At 33.4% G+C, this 20,711-nt stretch carries 15 protein-coding genes and 1 pseudogene; 12 read left to right on the forward strand and 4 right to left on the reverse strand.

Translation table 11 applies throughout. The annotated features are described in order from the left end of the window. Positions 1-104: 104 nt before the first annotated feature. Entirely contained in the window at positions 105-1,178 is a 1,074-nt protein-coding gene (locus tag RB619_RS01940; protein ID WP_308093467.1) for an acyl-CoA reductase, read from the reverse strand. Between the two features lie 213 nt (positions 1,179-1,391). On the opposite strand from RB619_RS01940, the gene RB619_RS01945 reads away from it, so the two are divergent. Then, positions 1,392-1,742, forward strand: coding sequence for a 4Fe-4S dicluster domain-containing protein (locus RB619_RS01945; RefSeq protein WP_133524920.1), 351 nt, complete (start codon positions 1,392-1,394; stop codon positions 1,740-1,742). 167 nt (positions 1,743-1,909) lie between these two features. Then, complete coding sequence (locus tag RB619_RS01950; RefSeq protein WP_308093470.1) at positions 1,910-3,073, forward strand: hypothetical protein; 1,164 nt, start codon at positions 1,910-1,912, stop codon at positions 3,071-3,073. A gap of 95 nt (positions 3,074-3,168) precedes the next feature. Here the strand turns inward: RB619_RS01950 and RB619_RS01955 are convergent, their stop codons facing one another. Then, a complete protein-coding gene (locus RB619_RS01955; RefSeq protein ID WP_308093472.1) occupies positions 3,169-5,799 on the reverse strand; it encodes a TonB-dependent receptor in 2,631 nt (876 codons plus the stop codon). A 294-nt stretch (positions 5,800-6,093) separates the two neighbouring features. Here RB619_RS01955 and ychF point away from each other — a divergent pair, with 294 nt between their 5' ends. The 10 genes from ychF to RB619_RS02005 all read left to right on the forward strand — a co-directional run bounded on the left by ychF (position 6,094) and on the right by RB619_RS02005 (position 18,775). Further along, entirely contained in the window at positions 6,094-7,188 is a 1,095-nt protein-coding gene (gene ychF / locus RB619_RS01960) for a redox-regulated ATPase YchF (RefSeq protein WP_115886584.1), read from the forward strand. A gap of 321 nt (positions 7,189-7,509) precedes the next feature. Further along, positions 7,510-8,187: a TIGR02117 family protein gene (locus tag RB619_RS01965; protein WP_308093479.1), complete on the forward strand. Its 678-nt coding sequence runs from the start codon at positions 7,510-7,512 to the stop codon at positions 8,185-8,187. A gap of 252 nt (positions 8,188-8,439) precedes the next feature. Then, entirely contained in the window at positions 8,440-9,399 is a 960-nt protein-coding gene (locus RB619_RS01970) for a YihY/virulence factor BrkB family protein (protein WP_308093482.1), read from the forward strand. Then, entirely contained in the window at positions 9,396-9,920 is a 525-nt protein-coding gene (locus tag RB619_RS01975; RefSeq protein WP_308093488.1) for an NAD(P)H-dependent oxidoreductase, read from the forward strand. The genes RB619_RS01970 and RB619_RS01975 overlap by 4 nt, the downstream gene beginning before the upstream one ends. Next, entirely contained in the window at positions 9,921-10,895 is a 975-nt protein-coding gene (locus RB619_RS01980) for a transglutaminase domain-containing protein (protein ID WP_308093490.1), read from the forward strand. A gap of 44 nt (positions 10,896-10,939) precedes the next feature. Further along, the gene (locus RB619_RS01985) at positions 10,940-11,923 is read left to right on the forward strand and encodes a transglutaminase domain-containing protein (protein ID WP_308093492.1); all 984 of its coding nucleotides are present in this window, start codon (positions 10,940-10,942) and stop codon (positions 11,921-11,923) included. 76 nt (positions 11,924-11,999) lie between these two features. Next, positions 12,000-13,175, forward strand: coding sequence for a nicotinate phosphoribosyltransferase (gene pncB, locus RB619_RS01990; protein ID WP_308093495.1), 1,176 nt, complete (start codon positions 12,000-12,002; stop codon positions 13,173-13,175). A gap of 354 nt (positions 13,176-13,529) precedes the next feature. Continuing rightward, positions 13,530-15,398 (forward strand): DNA topoisomerase IV subunit B, encoded by a 1,869-nt coding sequence (locus tag RB619_RS01995; RefSeq protein WP_308093497.1) that lies wholly within the window; start codon positions 13,530-13,532, stop codon positions 15,396-15,398. 43 nt (positions 15,399-15,441) lie between these two features. Then, positions 15,442-16,035 (forward strand): hypothetical protein, encoded by a 594-nt coding sequence (locus tag RB619_RS02000; protein WP_308093499.1) that lies wholly within the window; start codon positions 15,442-15,444, stop codon positions 16,033-16,035. Between the two features lie 19 nt (positions 16,036-16,054). Further along, positions 16,055-18,775, forward strand: coding sequence for a DNA gyrase/topoisomerase IV subunit A (locus RB619_RS02005; RefSeq protein ID WP_308093502.1), 2,721 nt, complete (start codon positions 16,055-16,057; stop codon positions 18,773-18,775). Between the two features lie 53 nt (positions 18,776-18,828). On the opposite strand, the pseudogene RB619_RS02010 reads toward RB619_RS02005, so the two are convergent. Both RB619_RS02010 and RB619_RS02015 read right to left on the reverse strand, forming a co-directional pair. Next, positions 18,829-19,822, reverse strand: a pseudogene (locus tag RB619_RS02010) (AAA family ATPase); the annotation flags it as partial. 262 nt (positions 19,823-20,084) lie between these two features. Continuing rightward, entirely contained in the window at positions 20,085-20,711 is a 627-nt protein-coding gene (locus RB619_RS02015; protein WP_308093504.1) for a 3'-5' exonuclease, read from the reverse strand.

Genomic DNA, 20,711 nt, shown 5'->3' on the forward strand with positions numbered 1-20,711 from the left:
TTGTTGTTAATAGTCGAAAAAATTTGTCGAAAAATTTAAAGACGCAAATTTCGGTAATAGGAGCTGAAAAAGCGATAAATTATTCGAAATAATTAAACATATTTTTACTTTGTTGTTAACAAAAACGTTATAGTATCTACGTTATCTGCGTAATCCCACAATTGCGGATTTTGCGTTTGGCCAAATTGAATGCTGTTTTGAATTAAATCACTGCTTACGATGCACTGAATTTGTTCAGAATCAGCTTCAAGTCGCGCTTTTAAATCGTCAATATTTTCATAAAACTCATAAAAAACACTCGAAATAGGAGAGGCGTAACTCGAATCTTCCTTAATAGTCAAAAATCCGTTGTCAAGTAATTTGAAATTACTCATTAAAAATACGGCCTTATTATAGTCGTAATTATTAGCGTATTTTTCATAATGAATAACATCCTGATATTTGAACATCGCTTCAAAAAAGCGATCAAAAACATATCCTTTTGGAACAAAAAGTTTAGAAACATTTCGGCATCCTAACCCAAAATAACGGAAAATATCTTCACCTAAATTTTCTAATTCTTCTTTAGATTCTTTTCCGTTTAAAACAGCAACCGAATTTCTGTTTTTTCTGATGATTGACGGCTTGTCTTTAAAATAATATTCAAAATAACGAGAAGTATTATTGCTTCCCGTTGCTATTACAGCGTCAAAATTTTCTAATTTACCTTCAACGAAAGTGATTTTATCTTTAAGATTTTCATCAACAGCAATTAAATATTTTGCCAAAAAAGGCAATAAATGCTGATCGTTTGATGAAGTTTTTATCAAAGCTTTATTGCCAGTTATCAAAACTGATAAGAAATCATGGAATCCAACCAACGGAATATTTCCAGCTAAAATTAAAGCGACTGTTTTTTCTTTTCCGTCATTTTGAGCAAAGTCAGCTTTGTATTGAGAAAGCCATTTTTCAATGTTTTCAGCAGTCAAAGCCTCGGCCCAAGAATGTATTGCAAAGTAAACCTGTTCAGGGGTATACCAGCCATTATGAGATTGTGATAAATGAATTAGGGTTTCAAAATCATCAAAAAAAATATCGTTATATAATACGTCCGATTTTTTAACGGATTCCTTTTCAGAAAACTGACTTAAAAAATTTCCTAATTCAACAAAAACACTTTTTTTTGTTTCTAATGTCATAATGTTTGTTTATGAATTGTTTTGATTGTAATTTTGCACAAAAATAAGGATAAATAAGTCGAAAGACAAAAGTCCAAAGTCGAAAGACAAAAGTCCAAAGTCGAAAGTCGAAAGTTGAAAAGACTTTAATGCTTTTACTTTAATACTTTCAAACTTTATGACAGACTTTATGACTTTAGACTTTATGACTTTTAAACTTTAAGACTAAAAAAGATGGCAATTATTATAACTGACGAATGCATTAATTGTGGGGCCTGCGAACCAGAATGCCCAAATACAGCAATATATGAAGGTGCAGATGATTGGAGATATAAAGATGGAACAAGTCTTTCTGGAAAAGTAATTTTACCTGACGGAACTGAAGTTGATGCTGAAGATGCTCAAACTCCAATTTCTGACGAAATCTATTACATTGTTCCAGGAAAGTGTACAGAATGTAAAGGTTTTCATGATGAACCTCAATGTGCGGCTGTTTGTCCTGTTGATTGCTGTGTACCAGATGATAATCATGTAGAAGATGAAGAAACCTTGTTAAACAGACAGGCGTTTTTGCACGGAGAATAATTTCTCTTAACTAAGATATTGAAATCCTGAGTATTGCACTCAGGATTTTTTTTGCCTAATTTTAAGGAGTTAACCTACGTATTGTGTTGTTTTTTAATGTTTTGATGAACAAATGTTAATTTATACTTAATAATTTAATACATTAGTTGAAAATTTAATAACAGCCTATGAGGAGACTGGTACTTTTATTTGTTTTATTTATTAATGTTGTAGCCTTTGCCCAAAATGCAGAGTATTCAATTGTAGTTAAAGATATTGAAACACAATTGCCGATAGAAAATGCAACGGTTTTCATCATGAAAACGAAGCAAACGTTAATAAGTAATAAAGATGGAAAGGTAACTTTTATGTTAAATGGAGCTTCAAGTCTTCAAGTTTCTGAGACTGATTACGAAAAAGTAACACTTCGTTGGGGACCATTAAAGCCGGATCTATTTGTAGTTTACCTTAAAAGCAACAATACTAAATTAGATGAGATTGTAGTCTCAAAAGAAAATCCTCAAAAAATTCTTCAAAGAATTGTTGCAAATTCACGACAAAAATTAGCTTCCTCTTACAGATTAAAAGTCTTTGTGAGAGAGTTTTTTATGCTTAACAATAAATATTCATATTATAACGACGGATTAGTGAATTTTCAGTTTGCAGGAAGTCAAAAAAAATCAACAACAACATTATTAGTAGAGCAAAATCGTTCTTATGGGCTTCTTGATACTGATGTAAGTGCTGATTTAAAAGGCTATAATCTGAATAATATCATGGAAAATTATTGTAATCTGAAGTATTTTGATCCGCTTTTAGATTCAAAAACCAGAAAAGAATATGATTTTATCACCAGAGGGCATCCAAATAATAAAGACTATTACATAATGGCAATTACGCCTCGGGATAAATCAAAAAAAGCTTTAGATACTTTTGAAGTTATATACGATCCTGTAAAAAAGTTGATAGTTGAATTTAGCATCATAATTACACCGCAAAATTTGCTTCAAGTGGAAGAACAAACAAAAGTTGGCTCAAAAAATGTTACCAGATCAATTGTTAGAGTAAATTATAGAATCAATGGCGAAGAATATTATTTGTTGAGTTCGAATGAAGAAATTGGCTATGATTTGATTTTGAAAGAGGAGATAAAAAATATTCAGGTTCGCAATAGTTTTGTTACTACACATTTTAATAGACAAAATTTTACTTATAAAGAAAGCGATGTTTTTAAGGAAAAATCACTTTTTAATAAAAAGAACAAAGTGTTGACAAATTATTGGGAAATATCTGGATTTACAGCCACTGACGAAGAAAAAGCAATTGTAGATTCATTAGAATTTAAACTATAGTTTTGTAGAAAATCATAAAAAAATCCTGAACTTCTTGTTCAGGATTTTTTTTGTTGTTTATATGTCAGGCTGAGCGAAGTCGAATCCTTTTTTTATTAAAAATTAAACCCAAGTCTTGCATAGTAGTAAGCACCGCTGAATCCCATTTGTACGGCATCCCAATAACCTCCGGCTTCTGTGTTTCCTTGCTCATCTTGTTTCGTTGGATAAACATTGAATAAGTTATTGCTTCCAATGCTTATTTTTAAACTTTTGCTTAATTGGTACCCTAAAGTCAAATCAGTTACTAATCTTGGGTTGTAAACATCTTCTTCATCAGCATAATCGACTAAAACTACTTTGCTGAATCGAGTGAAAGCTAATCCTGCATCAAATTTGTTTTTTGCATAAGTAAGATTTAAACCAAATTTACTGTCTGGTGCAGAAGCCAATAAAAAGGCTTTTTCACGATTTCCAAAAAAAGTATCAGCATCTAGGGAACCGTTTTTCACATTATCAATTTTCATGTCGTTAATGTTTCCAACTAAAGTAGCTCCGATATGCCCAAAATCATATGTTTTTTTCCAAGAAAATACTAAATCCAAACCATGAGTACTTGTATCAACTCCATTAGCAAAAAACTGAGCTTCAGAAACGCCAAGACCTAAAGAACTTGCGTCAAAATATCCTGTAAGAACGATACGATCTTTTACTTTAATATAATATCCGTCAACAGTTGCTGTAAAATCGCCGTAAGTTGCTGTGAAACCTAAAGAAGCATTTACCGCTTTTTCTTCATTTAATTTTTCAATTCCGAAAGCTCTAGTCACAGGGCTGTCATTTGGTGCTAAAAGAACCTCAGTTGCACCGCTTGCATTGAAGTTTGTAAAACGTAAATTATAATAAATTTGTGCCAAAGATGGAGCGCGGAAACCCGTACTTACAGAACCTCTTAAATTAATATGATCGTTAATTTTAAGTCTAGAAGCTAATTTTCCGTTTACTGTACTTCCAAAATCGCTGTAATTTTCAAAACGAACGGCTCCACTTACCATAAAAGCTTCAGTAACATCTAATTCGGCATCAGTATATAATGAAAAGTTAGTACGGCTTTCATTTACTTCATTTGCAGGGCTGTAACCTGGGAAACCTTGTGAGCTTCCAGGTCGAGGATTTCCTGAGATTGGATCAATAGGCGCGCTTTGAGTTGTTGGGTCAGTAATAGGTTTTCCATTTGTGTCGTAAGTCGTGTAGGAACCTTCTTCGCCAGCAAAAATTTCGAATTTCTCTACTCTAAATTCTGTTCCAAAAGCGATATTAAAACCACTCATAACATCATCATAGTTTTTAGAAATATCAAAATTAGTAGTGTTTTGAAGCAAACTGTGTCCTCCCGCGTTAAATGCAGTTGGAGAATTTTCTTCAAGCGAAGCGTTTAAAGTTCCTTTAATGTCATATTCAAATTTGTTCTTTCCAAATGTATTGCTCAAATCCATTTTCCATCCGCCGCCAGTTGTCGTTCTAATTCCGGCCGCTAATGAATTATCTCTAATATTCGAAGTAATTCTTGGAGTATAACCGCCAGGATAAATTGCTTCTACAACTCTTTCGCCGTCATTTCTTGTAAAGGCATAGGCATCAGTATTTCTGAAATTACTGCCTCCAAAAGCATAAAGTTCTGTTCTATCTGATAATGGAAGTGAAAAATTTCCGAAGAAATTTATTCCGTTCATTTGTGCATCGCCAAAACCTTTTCTAAAATCATAAGCAGGTCTTAACGTTTTGTCTTTATTGATGAATTCACCAGTAAAATTGGCATATCCGCCTTTGCTTCCAACAGAAAAACCATAATTTGCTGCAACTTTCAGAGAGCCTCCGTCAAAAGATTTATCTTTTCCGTAAGAGTTTCCATTTCCTTTTTGATCAAGTCTGAAACCGTCAGTATTTGGTGTTCCATGCAAAAAGTCTCCTTTTGCATTGGTATTAAAAACACCATAAGTAACAGAACCTGAAAGTTCTTTTACATTATCATTCGTTATAATATTAATAACTCCGGCAATCGCATCAGAACCATATTGAGCTGCCGCGCCATCACGTAAAATTTCAATTCTTTTGATCGAAGCAGCTGGAATTGCATTTAAATCTGTTCCTGTATTTCCGCGTCCTCTAGTTCCAAATAAATTGATAAGAGACGATTGGTGTCTTCTTTTTCCATTAATCAAAACTAAAGTCTGGTCAGGTCCCATACCTCTTAAAGAAGCAGGATCAACGTGGTCAGCTCCATCTGAACCAGATTGTTTATTGGCATTAAATGAAGGAGCCACATATTGAAGCAACTGATTGATTTCGATTTTACCACTCTGCGTAGTAACATCTTTTACGTTGATTACATCAATAGGAACAGCTGAATTTACAACAGTTCTTTTAGTGCTTCGGGAACCTACAACAACGACGTCATTTAGCACCTGACCGCCGCTTTCGTCCAAACTAATTTCCATTTTATCTAATGCTGTTTTTTCGACAGTTGTAAATCCAACATAAGTAAAAAGTAATTTAGCACCTTCTTTTACTTTTATTTTAAAACCGCCATCAACATCGGTAGAAACACCATTTGTAGTTCCTTTTTCGACAATATTTACACCTGGTAGTGGTGTACCTGTTTTGTCTTTGACGACTCCCGAGATTTCTTTTTGAGCGAAAAGAAATACTGTATTTAAAAGAAATACGAGTAATGCAATTTTTTTCATGGTAGGTTGGTTTTTTGGTTTGTTTTTATTGGTTACGGTTATAAAATTAGTTTTTTTTAACAAAAACTTAATAAAAAGTTTAAAAATTTTTAAGAATAAGCGATAAATTATATTATTACACATTTTTACTTCGCTCTCGAGGTATTAAATCTTATATTTGCAAAATTTTAAAGCCAAAAAATAGCATTTTGGCAGAAAATCAAAAAAGTACACGTAAAACATAAACCATTACGACAGAAGTGTTAATGGTCTGGCCTGAAAAAATCAGTGTCATAAAATAAATAGAAACAACAGATGAAAGCAGGAATTGTAGGATTACCAAATGTTGGAAAATCAACATTATTTAATTGTTTATCTAATGCAAAAGCGCAAAGTGCAAACTTTCCGTTTTGTACAATCGAACCTAATATTGGCGTTGTAAACGTTCCGGATCCAAGAATCAACAAGTTGGAAGAATTGGTAAAACCAGAGCGCGTGCAAATGGCAACAGTTGATATTGTTGATATCGCAGGTTTGGTAAAAGGAGCAAGTAAAGGTGAAGGTCTTGGAAACCAGTTTTTAGGAAACATTAGAGAGTGTAATGCAATCATTCACGTTTTACGTTGTTTTGACAATGATAATATCGTTCACGTTGACGGAAATGTTAACCCAATTCGTGATAAAGAAACTATCGATATCGAATTGCAGTTAAAAGATTTAGAAACAATCGAAAAACGTTTAGAAAAAGTAAAACGTGCTGCGAAAACTGGAAATAAAGAAGCTCAAACTGAAGAAGCTTTATTAAACAGAATTAGAGAAGCTCTTTTACAAGCAAAATCAGCTAGAACAATTATTCCTCAAAGTAATGATGAAGAAGTTTTGATGGAAGGTTTTCAATTGATTACTGCAAAACCAGTTTTATACGTTTGTAATGTTGATGAAGGTTCTGCTGTAAACGGCAACAAATATGTTGATCAAGTTCGTGAATTAGTAAAAGATGAAGATGCTGAAGTAATTATTCTTTCAGTAGGAGCAGAGGCTGATATTACTGAATTAGAAAGCTACGAAGAGCGTCAGGTTTTCCTTGAAGATATGGGATTAACTGAGCCGGGAGCTTCTGTTTTAATTCGTGCAGCTTATAAATTATTAAAACAACAAACTTACTTTACCGCTGGTGTAAAAGAGGTTCGTGCTTGGACAATCAACATTGGAGCTACAGCACCACAAGCAGCTGGAGTTATCCACACTGATTTTGAAAAAGGTTTCATCCGTGCTGAAGTTATTTCATATGAAGATTACGTTCAATACGGTTCTGAGGCTAAAGCAAAAGAAGCAGGAAAATTCAAAGTAGAAGGAAAAGAATATATTGTTAAAGATGGTGATGTAATGCATTTCCGTTTTAACGTTTAATTTTTTTCTTTACGATAATAGAAGAAAGAACAAAGAATAAAGACTTGAACTGCTGGAGAAATTCAGCAGTTTTTTTATGCTCAAAACATTAGGTTTCGTATTGTCAGGCTGAGCGGAGTCGAAGCTCCACAAAGATTGGCGATTTAGATTGTATTGCTACCTGCGTGTCCTTCGACTCCGCTCAGGATGACAAAAAAATGAGAGTAAATCTGCTTGATCTGTAAAATCTGCGAGAGATAAATTTCAGCATTAAAATTTTTGGCTCAAAAATTGGTTACAGAAAAATTAACCAATTACTAATCTAAAAATCAACCAATCAAAATGCTTAAAAAATCTTTCAAATTTCTCGGCTGGACACTATTCGGATTTTTCACTTTCCTTGCGTTGTATATTTCATCAGTCCTTATTATTTCAAAAATCACAGTGAATTCAGATATTGCAAAAGTCGAAGAACAAAATGCAATTCCTATTTATATTCTTTCGAACGGAGTTCATACTGATATTGTAGTTCCTGTAAAAAACGAAATTAAAGACTGGCGAAATGAAATTCAGTTCAGTCAAACTCAATCAAAAGACTCTTTAATGAATTTTATCGCTTTCGGCTGGGGCGATAAAGGTTTTTATCTCGATACGCCAGAATGGTCAGACTTAAAAGCGAGTACAGCTTTTAAAGCGGCTTTTGGCGTAAGTTCTTCTGCAATGCACACGACATTTTTCAAACAATTAAGAGAAGGCGACGATTGCAAACGCATTTTGGTTTCAAAAGAAAACTATCAAAATTTAGTCGATTATATCACTAACAGTTTCAGCGATCCAGTTCACCCACAATGGATTGAAGGTCACAGCTACGGGAGAAAAGATGCTTTTTATGAAGCAAAAGGAAGTTACAGTCTTTTTAATACTTGCAACACTTGGGCAAATAGTGCTTTAAAAGCTGCCAACCAAAAAGCGAGTTTATGGACTGTTTACGATAAAGGGATTTTTTGTCATTATAAATAAACTTTTAGTGTAGTCCCTACGGGACAATTATTACGAGCAGATTTTTAGGGTTGCCAATATTTAATCTCTACGAGATTATTCCGTTAGGAATTCAATATTCGTAGCTTTAAAATTATAATCTCCCTCGACAGATTATTCCGTTAGGAATTTCATATTGGTAGACATGGAAAAAATATAAAATTCGCCTAAAAATCAAGAAGAAGGAACTTTTCATTATTGCGTAAATTTGAGAGAATATCAAAAAAGCAGCAAATGAAAATTAAAAATATATTCTCCAAAACCTGGTTTCTTTTAAAGAATACTTTTTTAGAATTTAATGATGATAATGCCATTAAACTGAGTGCTGCACTCGCATATTATACCATTTTTGCGTTGCCACCTTTATTGATTATCATCATCACAATTTGTGGTGTCTTTTTTGGAGAAGAAGCAGTGACAGGCGAATTATACGGACAAATAAACGGTTTGGTAGGTAACGGCGCGGCGAGTCAAATTCAGGAAGCTATTAAAAATGTACAATTATCTGGCGATAATGTATTTGCAACCGTGTTTGGAGTTGTAATGTTGTTAATTGGGGCGTCGGGAGTTTTTGCAGAGATACAAAGTTCTATAAATTTTATTTGGGGATTGCGTGCGAAACCGGATAAAGGAGTTAAAAAATTCATTCAAAACCGCTTAATGTCATTCTCAATGATCGTTTCTGTGGGTTTTTTAATGTTGGTCAGTCTTTTTATAAGTACCACTTTAGATTTGCTTAGCACACGTTTAAAAGTCTATTTTCCGGAGAGCACAGTTTATTTATTTTATGTAATTAATATCATTATTGTGCTGGCGAGTATTAGCACTCTTTTTGCGATTATTTTTAGAACATTGCCAGACGGAAAAATAAGATGGAAAGATGCTTTTATAGGATCAGGAGTTACTGCAGTCCTATTTATGATTGGTAAATTTGCAATTGGACTTTATTTAGGTAATTCTACTGTTGCTTCGGTTTATGGCGCGGCAGGTTCTGTAATAATAATTCTGGTTTGGGTTTATTATTCGGCAATAATTCTGTATTTTGGGGCTGAATTTACGAAAGTCTATGCTAAATCATATGGAGGAAAAATTTATCCAAATGAGTACTCTGTAGAAATAGCAAAAGAGATTTACGAAATCGACGGACCAAAAAAAGAACCAATAGAAGAAACATTACAAAAAGAGAAACCATGAAAATAGTAGCCTTTGGAGGAAGTAACAGCAAGCAATCCATTAATAAACATTTAGCAACTTATGCATCTAGTTTGTTTGAAAATGCTGATGTTGAAGTTTTAGATTTAAACGATTTTGCAATGCCTGTTTTTAGTGTTGATCTTGAAAAAGAAGTGGGTCAGCATTCATTGGCACAAGCCTTTCTAAACAAACTCAAAGAGGCTGATATTTTAGTAGTTTCAATGGCAGAAAATAACGGAAATTATTCTGTCGCTTTCAAAAATGTTTTTGATTGGAGTTCTAGAATCGAGAAAGATGTTTTTCAACATAAACCAATGTTGTTATTGGCAACTTCGCCAGGCGGAAGAGGAGGAGCATCAGTTTTAGGAATTGCTCAAAATCTTTTTCCTCGTTATGGCGCTGAAATTAAAGGAAGTTTCTCATTACCAGCCTTTGGCTCGAATTTTGATTTAAAAGAAAATAAAATTTCTAATCCTGAGTTAGATAAAGAACTCAAAGATATTATTAAATCAAATTTCTAAATGCCACAAAAAAAGATTGCTCTTATATTCCTTTTGCTGAATAGTATTTTTTTGAATTATACTTTTGCGCAAAAAATTAATGAAGTCGATAAAATCGTTGCAAAGTACCCAAAAAGCTTTGCAACAACAGAAAAATTAGCGGAAAGAATCGAAAAAGATTTCGATTCTGATTATGACAAAGCACGAGCTATTTACAGCTGGATGGCTTTTAATATAAAATATGATTTCAATGCATTTTTGAATCCGCCTAGATCGCAAGGTTTCAGTTATTCTACTGAAGCAGAAAAACAAAGAAAAATTAAACAGATTAATGATAATCTAATTCAGAAATCTTTTAAATCTCAAAAAGCCGTCTGTGAAGGTTTTACTGCGTTATATCAGCATTTGGCTTCTTTAATGGAAATCAAATGTGAAATCATTCGAGGAGATTCGAAAATTTCAGTACGAGATATTGGCCGGAAAACAACTTCATCAAACCATGCCTGGAATATGGTTCTGATTGATAAAAAATGGATTTTGGTTGATGTGACTTGGGGACAAGGTTATTATGACAGCAGTAAAGGCCGAATGGTTGCTGATTTTTCACCCATTTATTTTGATACAGATCCTGATTATTTCTTCGCTAAACATTTTCCGGATTCAGGTTCTTATTTAGGGAATAGATTAAGTAAAGAAGATTTCCTGAATGGACCTTTGATTTACAATAAAACGATCGAATTCGATTATAAAATCAAATCACCAGAATCGGGTTTAATTGAAGTTAAGAGGGGCGATAAAATTACTTTTGAAATCAAAAACGTTTCAAAATCAAATCAGGTTTTTTATCTAAATAAATACAACAAGCCTGTTAAAGTTCAAAATCCAAAGGAAAAACGCGGAGGTTTAGAATTTCAAATTCTTTATGATAATAATGTAGGAGAGTATATTACTATTTTTGTGGATACAAACAGCATTGTATCATTTAAAATTATATAAGATAAACGATTTACTGAATTTCATTTTTAAACTTTAAGACTATAATGCCATTAAAAAAGATCGTTTTTGTACTCCTCTTGAATATTGTTTTTACTGCATCTTCTTATTCACAAAAATATAACGCGATTGACAGCATCGTTTTAAAGTATCCAAATTTTGGAAGTACTGAGAAATTGGCCGAAAGAATTCAGACAGACTTTGCATCAGAACATGATCGTGCAAGAGCAATTTATAGCTGGATTGCATTAAATTTAGATTACGATTTAAAGACCTATTTAGATCCTCCACCACAAAAAGTATACAAATCTAAAAATGAATTTGATGCTAAAAAACAAAGACAATTAGATCAAGCAAGTACAACTCAAAAAGCTTTTCGATCTAGAAAAGCAGTATGCGAGGGATTTTCTTTATTGTATGCAAATTTGGCAATGAAGACTGGACTAAAATGTCAGGTAGTAACAGGTGATTCTAAAAGATTGTTGAGTGATATTGGGCGAAGACGATTAGGATCAAATCATGCTTGGAATACAGTTCAAATTGACGGAAAATGGATATTGGTCGATGCTACTTGGGGGCAAGGTTTTTATGATGAAAACCGAAAAGTTGTGGTAAAGGAATTTACAGCCATTTATTTTGACACGGATCCTAAATATTTTTATGCCACACATTTTCCAGATGCTTCGATGTATGCAGGAAACACTGGAAACAAACAGGGATTCTTGGAAGGTCCGCTTATTTATGATCAATTTATAAGAGAACAATGCGAAATCGTTTGGCCTTTTTCTGGTATTATTCAGGCAAATGATGGAGATAAAATTACTTTCAAAATAAAAAATGTCTCAAGGTTGGATGATTTGTATTATATAGATAAAAAGGAGGAACATGTTAAGATTGAAAACCCGCAAGTAAAAGACGGAATACTTGAATTTCAGCTCACTTATAATAGAAAATTAGGACGATTTATTTCCTTTTATGTCAATGGAAGATCTTTAGTGGATTTTAAAGTCATGCCCAAACAAAAAACTTGATAACTGTTACTGCTGAAATTTCCTTCTTTTATTGAATTGGCGTATCTTAGCAATTCAAGATTTGAACTAATATGCCATGGAAACAACTTTTTTGAAGTCGATCTTAGACAATGATTTCTATAAATTCACAATGCAACATGCTGTAATCCGACTTTTTCCAAAGGCAAAAGTTCGATACGGATTTATAAATCGTGGAAAACATATTTTTCCGGATGGTTTTGCAGAGTTGCTTCGAAAATCTGTTGATGCAATGGCTGATCTTCGTTTAACCAAAGAAGAAAAAAATTATCTGTCGCATTACTGCCCTTATCTTGATCCCACTTATTTAGATTTTCTGCAAGGATATAGTTATGATCCGTCTGAAGTTCAGATTTCTCAGGAAGGTTCAGAAATAAAAGTTACCGTTGAAGGATTTTGGTACAGAACCATTTTATGGGAAGTTCCGCTAATGGCTTTGATTTCGGAGCTTTTTTATAAATCCAATCATTTGATTCGACTAAATGATGAAGCTATTAAAAAGCTGACCAAAGATAAAATCGACAATTACAATAAATTAGGAGTTTCGATTTTAGAATTTGGAACAAGACGCCGTCATTCTTATGATGTGCATGTTTTGGTCAATGAAACTTTGCAAGAAAATGGCGGACAGAGCTTCATTGGAACTAGCAATGTACATTTTGCAATGGTTAACAATAGAAGACCTTTAGGTACACATGCGCACGAATGGTTTATGTTTCATGCGGCGCAATATGGTTTTCAGGTAGCGAATTTTATAAGTCTCGAAAATTGGACAAATGTCTATGGCGGAGATCTCGGGATCGCTTTAACGGATACTTATACTACAGAAATATTTTTCAATCAATTTGATAAAAAATATTCCAAACTTTTTGATGGCGTTCGACATGATAGCGGTGATCCAATTGAGTTTGCAAAAAAAGTGATTTCGCATTATACCAAAATGGGAATAGATCCAAAATCAAAAGTCATCGTTTTCTCAGATTCGCTCAATTATGACAAAGTAAAAACGATTGTAGATTTTTGTCATGACAAAATAAAAATGTCTTTCGGAATCGGAACAAATTTCACCAATGATGTTGGGCTTCCGGCAATGAATATGGTGATCAAATTAACCGATACAAAACCCGATAATACACATTGGCAAGGTGTTGTAAAACTTTCTGACGAAAAAAATAAAAATACGGGAACGCCCGAAATGATTGCTTTGGCTAAAGAAGTGCTCGGAATCAAATAATAAGTGAAATAATTTTAACACATAGAAACATAGATTTTGTAAACTTGTAAGAGGCGTTTCACTTGCATAAATAAACATAGCTATGTGTTAAGAAACTAGTTTCTTTTTTATATACTTTTTTAAAACATAAAAATCTATGTTTCTATGTGTTAAAATATTCTTTCCCAGAATACGCCAACAGGTTTAAAAAAGTATTTTTTGTTTCATAGCTGATTTTTTATATTTTTAACGGTCGTATTTTTTTAAAATCAATTTAAATAGATTGAAAAGCTGTTATTATTCGTAACAAAAGAAAAAATACGCTTTCATTTTTTGCCGATAAATGGTACATTAGCCAAAAATCCAATTCACCTTATGCTAGAGCAAAATCAATATACCGAAGATAATATCCGATCACTCGACTGGAAAGAGCATATCCGTATGCGTCCGGGAATGTACATCGGAAAATTAGGAGATGGATCTTCTCCAGATGATGGTATTTACATTCTTTTAAAGGAGGTTTTAGATAACTGTATTGACGAGTTCGTAATGGGCTCTGGAAAAACTATTGAAGTGACTATCAAAGACAAAACGGTTTCTGTTCGTGATTACGGGCGTGGAATTCCGTTAGGAAAAGTAGTCGATGTAGTTTCGAAAATGAATACAGGTGGAAAATACGATTCTAAAGCTTTCCAGAAATCAGTAGGTTTGAACGGTGTCGGAACAAAAGCGGTAAATGCACTTTCGAATTATTTCCGTGTAGAATCGGTTCGTGATGACAAACAAAAAGGAGCAGAGTTTTCTGCCGGAAATTTGGTTTTAGAAGAAGATATTGTTGATACAACAAAGCGTAAAGGAACAAAAGTAACTTTTACGCCAGATGAAACGATTTTCAAAAACTATAAATTCCGTTTAGAATATGTAATCAAAATGGTTAAAAACTATTGTTATTTGAACAATGGTTTGACGATTATTTTCAACGGAGAAAAATATTATTCTGAAAACGGACTTCGTGATTTATTAGAAGAAACAATCAGTGAAGAAGATTTAGAATATTCAATTATCCATTTAAAAGATCATGATATCGAGGTTGCGTTAACACACAGTAAAACGCAATATAGCGAAGAGTATCACTCTTTTGTGAATGGTCAGAATACAACACAAGGAGGAACGCACTTAGCTGCGTATCGTGAAGCGGTTGTAAAAACAATTCGTGAGTTTTATAATAAGAATTTCGAAGCCTCAGATGTTCGTAAATCGATTGTAAGTGCGATTAGTATTAAAGTAATGGAACCGGTTTTTGAGTCTCAGACGAAAACAAAATTAGGTTCTACAGATATGGGTTCTGATGATGGAACACCAGCAGTTTCTGTTCGTACTTTCGTAAACGATTTTATCAAAACCAAGTTAGATAATTACCTGCATAAAAATCCAACAACTGCGGAAGCGTTACTACGTAAAATTCTTCAGGCAGAACGTGAGCGTAAAGAATTATCAGGAATTAGAAAGCTGGCGACAGATCGTGCTAAAAAAGCGAATCTTCACAATAAAAAATTAAGAGATTGTAGAGCGCATCTTCCAGATACCAAAAACCCTAGAAACTTAGAAAGTACTCTTTTTATTACCGAGGGAGATTCGGCATCCGGATCGATTACAAAGTCGCGTGATGTAAATACACAAGCGGTTTTCAGTTTGCGTGGTAAGCCTTTGAATTCATACGGAATGACAAAGAAAATTGTGTATGAAAACGAAGAATTCAATTTATTGCAAGCAGCATTAGATATTGAAGACGGATTAGAAAAATTACGTTACAACAACATCGTAATCGCAACCGACGCCGATGTTGATGGAATGCACATTCGTTTGCTTCTAATTACGTTCTTTTTGCAGTTTTTCCCTGAATTAATTAAAGAAGGCCATTTGTATATTTTACAAACACCACTTTTCAGGGTTCGAAACAAAAAAGAAACGATTTATTGTTATTCTGAGGATGAAAGAAAAGACGCGATCGAAAAACTAAAACCAAAACCAGAAATCACCCGATTTAAAGGTTTAGGAGAGATTTCGCCAGATGAGTTCAAAAACTTTATTGGAGATACTATTAGACTTGATCCGGTTATGATGGATAAACATACTTCGATTGAGCAGTTGTTATCTTTCTATATGGGGAAAAATACTCCAGACAGACAGGAGTTTATTATCAAGAACCTGAAGGTGGAGATTGATGAGCTTGAGGAGGTTTAAGATTTCTCAAAATTTCAGTTTAATGAAGAAACTTCTAGTTTTGATGATTATTTCAGCCTTAATTTCATGTAATAGGAATAAAGGTTTTGAAGATGAAATTAAAGGCGAAAAAGAATTAGATTATTCAGATGCTTTTCAATTTAAATTGGAAGCGATTAAAAAGATTGAAATATTTTCTTATCCAGATCGGTTAGTTTGGGACACATTAAGACATGGGGAAGAAATTATTAGAAATAATAAGATTGATTTCAATACTTCAATGATCAATGAAAAAGTTACATTATTGAAAGAAACTCAAATAAAAGAATTATTTGATTTGATTGAAGTTCATTGTAAGGTTGAAGGCGATGTTGCTCCTTACTCAAGCTGCTATATGCCAAGAAATTTAATTCTCTTTTACAATGATAAAAATAGAATTATAGGACATATTGAACTTTGCTTTGAATGTGGAACTTCTGAATCTTCTAATAATCTTAAGGAAAATTGGGATTATTGTAAAGATGATTTAAAATATTTTTTCAAAAAAGCAGGAATCAAATATTTTGTTGATTCAGAAGAAAAAGAAGAAAAAGAAAGATTGTTTTTAGATAGTTTGAAAACAGCAAAAATAGTTAACAACAAAGTTTTAAAATACTGAAATAAATTCAGCATATAAAATGAAAGACGAAGAAGACGATAACATAATTCCAAACGACGACGAGAATAATCAAGATGAGAATCAATTTGATGAAAATCAAGAGGATTCAGATGAGATTATAAATGTAGATGCAAAGCATTTCGAAGGACAGCATTTTTACGAAAATCAAGAAGAAGAAGGCGAAGACGTTATTACGAAAGTAACCGGAATGTACAAAGACTGGTTTTTGGATTATGCTTCGTATGTAATTCTGGAACGTGCTGTTCCTGCTATCGAAGACGGATTTAAGCCTGTTCAGCGTCGTATTATGCACTCTTTGAAAGAGTTGGATGATGGTCGTTATAATAAAGTTGCCAATGTTGTTGGTCACACCATGCAGTATCACCCACACGGAGATGCGAGTATTGGTGACGCCATGGTGCAAATTGGTCAAAAAGATTTATTGATTGATTGCCAAGGAAACTGGGGGAATATTTTAACGGGCGATGGAGCAGCAGCTTCGCGTTATATTGAGGCACGTTTATCTAAATTTGCTTTGGAGGTTTTGTATTCTCCAAAAATTACAGATTGGGGTGTTTCGTATGATGGTCGTCGTGCAGAACCAAACAATCTTCCAGTAAAATTCCCATTGCTTTTGGCTCAGGGAGCAGAAGGTATTGCGGTTGGACTTTCAACAAAAGTTTTACCTCATAACTTTAATGAGTTAATTGATGCTTCGATCAAGATTTTAAAAGGAAAACCTTTTACATTATATCCTGATTTCATGACGCAAGGTATCGCCGATGTGTCAAATTATAATGATGGACTTCGTGGCGGACGCGTGCGTGTACGTGCTAAAATTTCGCAATTAGACAAGAATACATTGGTGATTACGCAAATTCCGTTTTCTACCAATACATCGACTCTAATTGACAGTATTTTGAAAGCCAATGATAAAGGTAAAATCAAAATCAAGAAAATTGAAGACAATACCGCTGCTGATGTTGAGATTTTAATTCATCTTTTCCCTGGCGTTTCACCAGATAAAACTATTGATGCTTTATTTGCTTTTACAGCTTGCGAAACTTCTGTAGCGCCTCTAGGTTGTGTTATTGAAGACAACAAACCATTATTTATCGGAGTTTCTGAAATGTTGAAAATTTCAACGCACAGAACGGTTGATTTGCTTCGTCAGGAATTAGAAATTCAGTTAGAAGAATTAAAAAACAAGTGGCATTTTTCTACTTTGGAAAAGATCTTCATTCGAGAAGAAATGTATATTGACTTCAAATTATACGGAGATAGAGAATCACTTTACAAATATTTATACGATCGTTTTGAGCCTTTCAAAAAATCATTCGTCAGAGAAATTACCGACGAAGATTTACAGCGTTTGACTCAAATCCCGATGATTCGTATTACGCGTTTCGATTCTGATAAAGCCGATGAATTGATTTCTAGGTTAGAAGAAGAAATGAAAGAAGTAGAGCATAATCTGGAACATTTAACAGATTTTGCGATTGCTTATTTTACCAAATTAAAAGAGAAATACGGAAAAGGTCGTGAACGTCAGACAGAACTTCGTGTTTTTGATAACGTTGAAGCTACGAAAGTAGTTTTAAGAAATACAAAACTATATGTAAATCGCGAAGAAGGTTTCGTTGGAACCAGTTTAAAGAAAGATGAATACGTGGGGGATTGTTCTGATATTGATGATGTTATCGTGTTTTTACGTGACGGAACATTGATGATTACAAAAGTCGATGCCAAGACTTTTATTGGGAAAGATATTATACACGTTGCTGTTTTTGATAAAAACGATAAACGTACCATTTATAACATGATGTATCGTGATGGTAAATCAGGACCATCCTATATAAAACGTTTTAATGTTACCGGAGTTACACGTGATAAAGCTTATGATTTAACGAATGGGACAAATGGTTCGCAAGTAGTTTATTTTTCACATAACCCAAATGGAGAAGCTGAGGTTGTGACTATTTTATTACGTCAAGTTGGAACGATTAAGAAATTGAAATTCGATATTGATTTTGCCAAATTAGCAATCAAAGGACGTGCTTCAAAAGGAAATTTGGTTACGAAATATCCAATCAAAAAAATCGAATTAAAAGAGAAAGGAATTTCGACTTTACTACCAAGAAAAGTTTGGTTTGATGATACCGTAAAACGTTTAAATGTTGATGCGAGAGGGGAATTGCTAGGGGAATTTAAACCAAGTGATAAAATCTTAGTAATCAGTCAAAGTGGTAAATTAAAAGTAATTATTCCGGAATTGTCGACTCACTTTGAGGAAGATATGATTGTTTTGGAAAAATGGAAACCTAAAAAACCTATTTCTGCAATTTACTATGATGGAGAAAAAGAGCGTTATTTCTTGAAACGTTTCCTTATAGAAAATGAAGGAAAAGAAGAAAGCTTTATTACAGATCACCCTAATTCGCAACTAGAAATTGTTTCAACTGATTATCGTCCGGTGGCGCAATTGGTTTTTGCAAAAGTAAAAGGTGTTCAAAAAGAAGATTTACATATTGACGTAGAAGACTTTATAGCCGTAAAAGGTTTTAAAGCTTTAGGGAATCAATTAACGACTGATAAATTAAAACAGGTAAACTTGCTAGATCCGCTTCCTTATGAAGAACCGGTTGAAGAAGTTCCTGAAAAACCTGAATTGCCAGAAGATGATGATTCTGTAGAAACCGAATTAGACGATGATGGTCAGATAGGTTTGGTTTTGGAATAAATAGAAACGCTAAGATTGAGTTCTTAGCGTTTTTTTTTTATGAAATTATGAATTTAATTTTCAATAGATGCGAGTGCTTCCTTTTTAACCCATTTGACTTCATTATTTTCAATATGGACCGAAATAGTGTCTCCGTCTTGTACTTCTCCAGAAATTATTTTTTTTGCTAGAGGTCTTCTTAAATGTGTTCTAATTATGCTTTTAATTGGTCTTGCGCCATATTTGGCATTGTAACCATTTTCGGCAAGATAAACTTTTGCTTCCATAGGAATTTCAACTTGAATGTTGATGTTTTTCAATAAATCTATGAACTCATTTTTAAGATGGATCTCGAAGATCTTCAACGCATTTTCTTTACTTATAGGCGCAAAGGGTACAATTTCAGTTAAACGTCCTAGAAATTCAGGTCGGAAATAATTTCCCATAATTTCCCATAATTTCCATTAAAGAATTTGAAGTCGGAATTTCGCCGTTATTGAAAGTATTCACAATATGATCTGCACCAATATTTGAAGTAAAAAGTATGATTGCATTAGAGAAATCGCCTTCTTTTCCTAAACGATCATGCAGTTTTCCTTCATCCATAATCTGCAAGAAAACATCAAAAACGGAAGGATGCGCTTTTTCAATTTCATCAAATAAAACAATAGAGTAGGGCTTTTGTCTAATTTTGTTTACTAGCAATCCACCTTCTTCATAACCGACATACCCCGCCGGAGCTCCAAGGAGAGATGCAACTGAATGTTCTTCTTTAAATTCAGACATATCAAAACGGATAATGGCATTTTCATCCTGAAATAGAAATTCGGCTAAAGATTTTGCTAATTCTGTTTTACCTGTTCCTGTTGGTCCTAGGAAAAAAAACGAAGCAATCGGTTGGCCTGCTTTGCTTAATCCTGATCTTGATTCTAAAATTGATTCCGCGACGGTTGCAATACAATGATCTTGACCAATAACTCTTTGGTTTAAAACTTCTTCAATATTGCTTAGTTTTTGCTTTTCTTCTTCATTTAGCTTTCCCGCAGGAATTCCGGTGGATTTAACCATTTTAAAAATTCAATTGAAGATATCAGAATTGATAAAGGAACACGAAAAGAAATTTCTGTAAAAGCTGGTTTCAGCCGAACGGTCGATATTTTTATTAAATCAAACGCAGAGGAAAAAACGCATTTATCGAACTCAGAGTGGGACTATCTATGTGATAGTTTCATGAAGAATTTAAAGAATAGATCTTCAAATGTCTTTCCGTATCGCTTATTTATTGATAATTAAAAATTAGGAAAGCTTGACTTTTAATAGTCAAGTTTTTTTATTTAAACAGATAATTCAAATTAATTTCTTTTTTCTCTTTCAGTTTTTTTACAATTTTCAAAAAGGCAATTGCTGTTATGTATGCATCGCCCAAAGCGGTGTGGCGGTCTTTTTTAGAAATATCAAATTTATCTGCAAGATCGTCTAAAGTATAATGATCTTTTCTTTCGAATAAATGAGACTTGATCAAAGTCTTTTTATATAAATAGGCTGTATCTAACCGTTTGTTGGTGAGTTCTGGCAAACCGTTTCTTTCGAGAGCTTTATTAATTATTGTAACATCAAAAATAGTATGATGTGCAATAATTATAGAATCGCCCAAAAAAGCCAAAAACTGTTGTAAAGCCTCTAATTCACTAGGTCGATGAACCACAAATGCTTTTAAAATGCCATGAATCTGTGCTGTTGATTTGTCATAATGATCTTGTTCAATGTACATTTCAAAACTATTTTGAACAGAAATAATTCCGTTTTGAAGAACCAATGCGCCTATGCATAATATTCGGTCATTTTCATAGTCAAATCCAGTGGTTTCTGTATCTAAAACTACAAATCGAGTGTTTTCGATAGTGACGCTTTCATCAAAAAGATTTTCTTCTTTCTTGAAAAAATTGAATAAACTCAT

The sequence above is a fragment of the Flavobacterium sp. LHD-80 genome, assembly GCF_030929605.1.
Classification (GTDB): Bacteria; Bacteroidota; Bacteroidia; order Flavobacteriales; family Flavobacteriaceae; genus Flavobacterium.

What these genes read in the sequence shown, in the direction of transcription:
- RB619_RS01940 (WP_308093467.1), bottom strand. Translation starts at nt 1,178, where the DNA reads ATGACATTAGAAACAAAAAAAAGTGTTTTTGTTGAATTAGGAAATTTT.
- RB619_RS01945 (WP_133524920.1), top strand. Translation starts at nt 1,392, where the DNA reads ATGGCAATTATTATAACTGACGAATGCATTAATTGTGGGGCCTGCGAA.
- RB619_RS01950 (WP_308093470.1), top strand. Translation starts at nt 1,910, where the DNA reads ATGAGGAGACTGGTACTTTTATTTGTTTTATTTATTAATGTTGTAGCC.
- RB619_RS01955 (WP_308093472.1), bottom strand. Translation starts at nt 5,799, where the DNA reads ATGAAAAAAATTGCATTACTCGTATTTCTTTTAAATACAGTATTTCTT.
- ychF (WP_115886584.1), top strand. Translation starts at nt 6,094, where the DNA reads ATGAAAGCAGGAATTGTAGGATTACCAAATGTTGGAAAATCAACATTA.
- RB619_RS01965 (WP_308093479.1), top strand. Translation starts at nt 7,510, where the DNA reads ATGCTTAAAAAATCTTTCAAATTTCTCGGCTGGACACTATTCGGATTT.
- RB619_RS01970 (WP_308093482.1), top strand. Translation starts at nt 8,440, where the DNA reads ATGAAAATTAAAAATATATTCTCCAAAACCTGGTTTCTTTTAAAGAAT.
- RB619_RS01975 (WP_308093488.1), top strand. Translation starts at nt 9,396, where the DNA reads ATGAAAATAGTAGCCTTTGGAGGAAGTAACAGCAAGCAATCCATTAAT.
- RB619_RS01980 (WP_308093490.1), top strand. Translation starts at nt 9,921, where the DNA reads ATGCCACAAAAAAAGATTGCTCTTATATTCCTTTTGCTGAATAGTATT.
- RB619_RS01985 (WP_308093492.1), top strand. Translation starts at nt 10,940, where the DNA reads ATGCCATTAAAAAAGATCGTTTTTGTACTCCTCTTGAATATTGTTTTT.
- pncB (WP_308093495.1), top strand. Translation starts at nt 12,000, where the DNA reads ATGGAAACAACTTTTTTGAAGTCGATCTTAGACAATGATTTCTATAAA.
- RB619_RS01995 (WP_308093497.1), top strand. Translation starts at nt 13,530, where the DNA reads ATGCTAGAGCAAAATCAATATACCGAAGATAATATCCGATCACTCGAC.
- RB619_RS02000 (WP_308093499.1), top strand. Translation starts at nt 15,442, where the DNA reads ATGATTATTTCAGCCTTAATTTCATGTAATAGGAATAAAGGTTTTGAA.
- RB619_RS02005 (WP_308093502.1), top strand. Translation starts at nt 16,055, where the DNA reads ATGAAAGACGAAGAAGACGATAACATAATTCCAAACGACGACGAGAAT.
- RB619_RS02015 (WP_308093504.1), bottom strand. Translation starts at nt 20,711, where the DNA reads ATGAGTTTATTCAATTTTTTCAAGAAAGAAGAAAATCTTTTTGATGAA.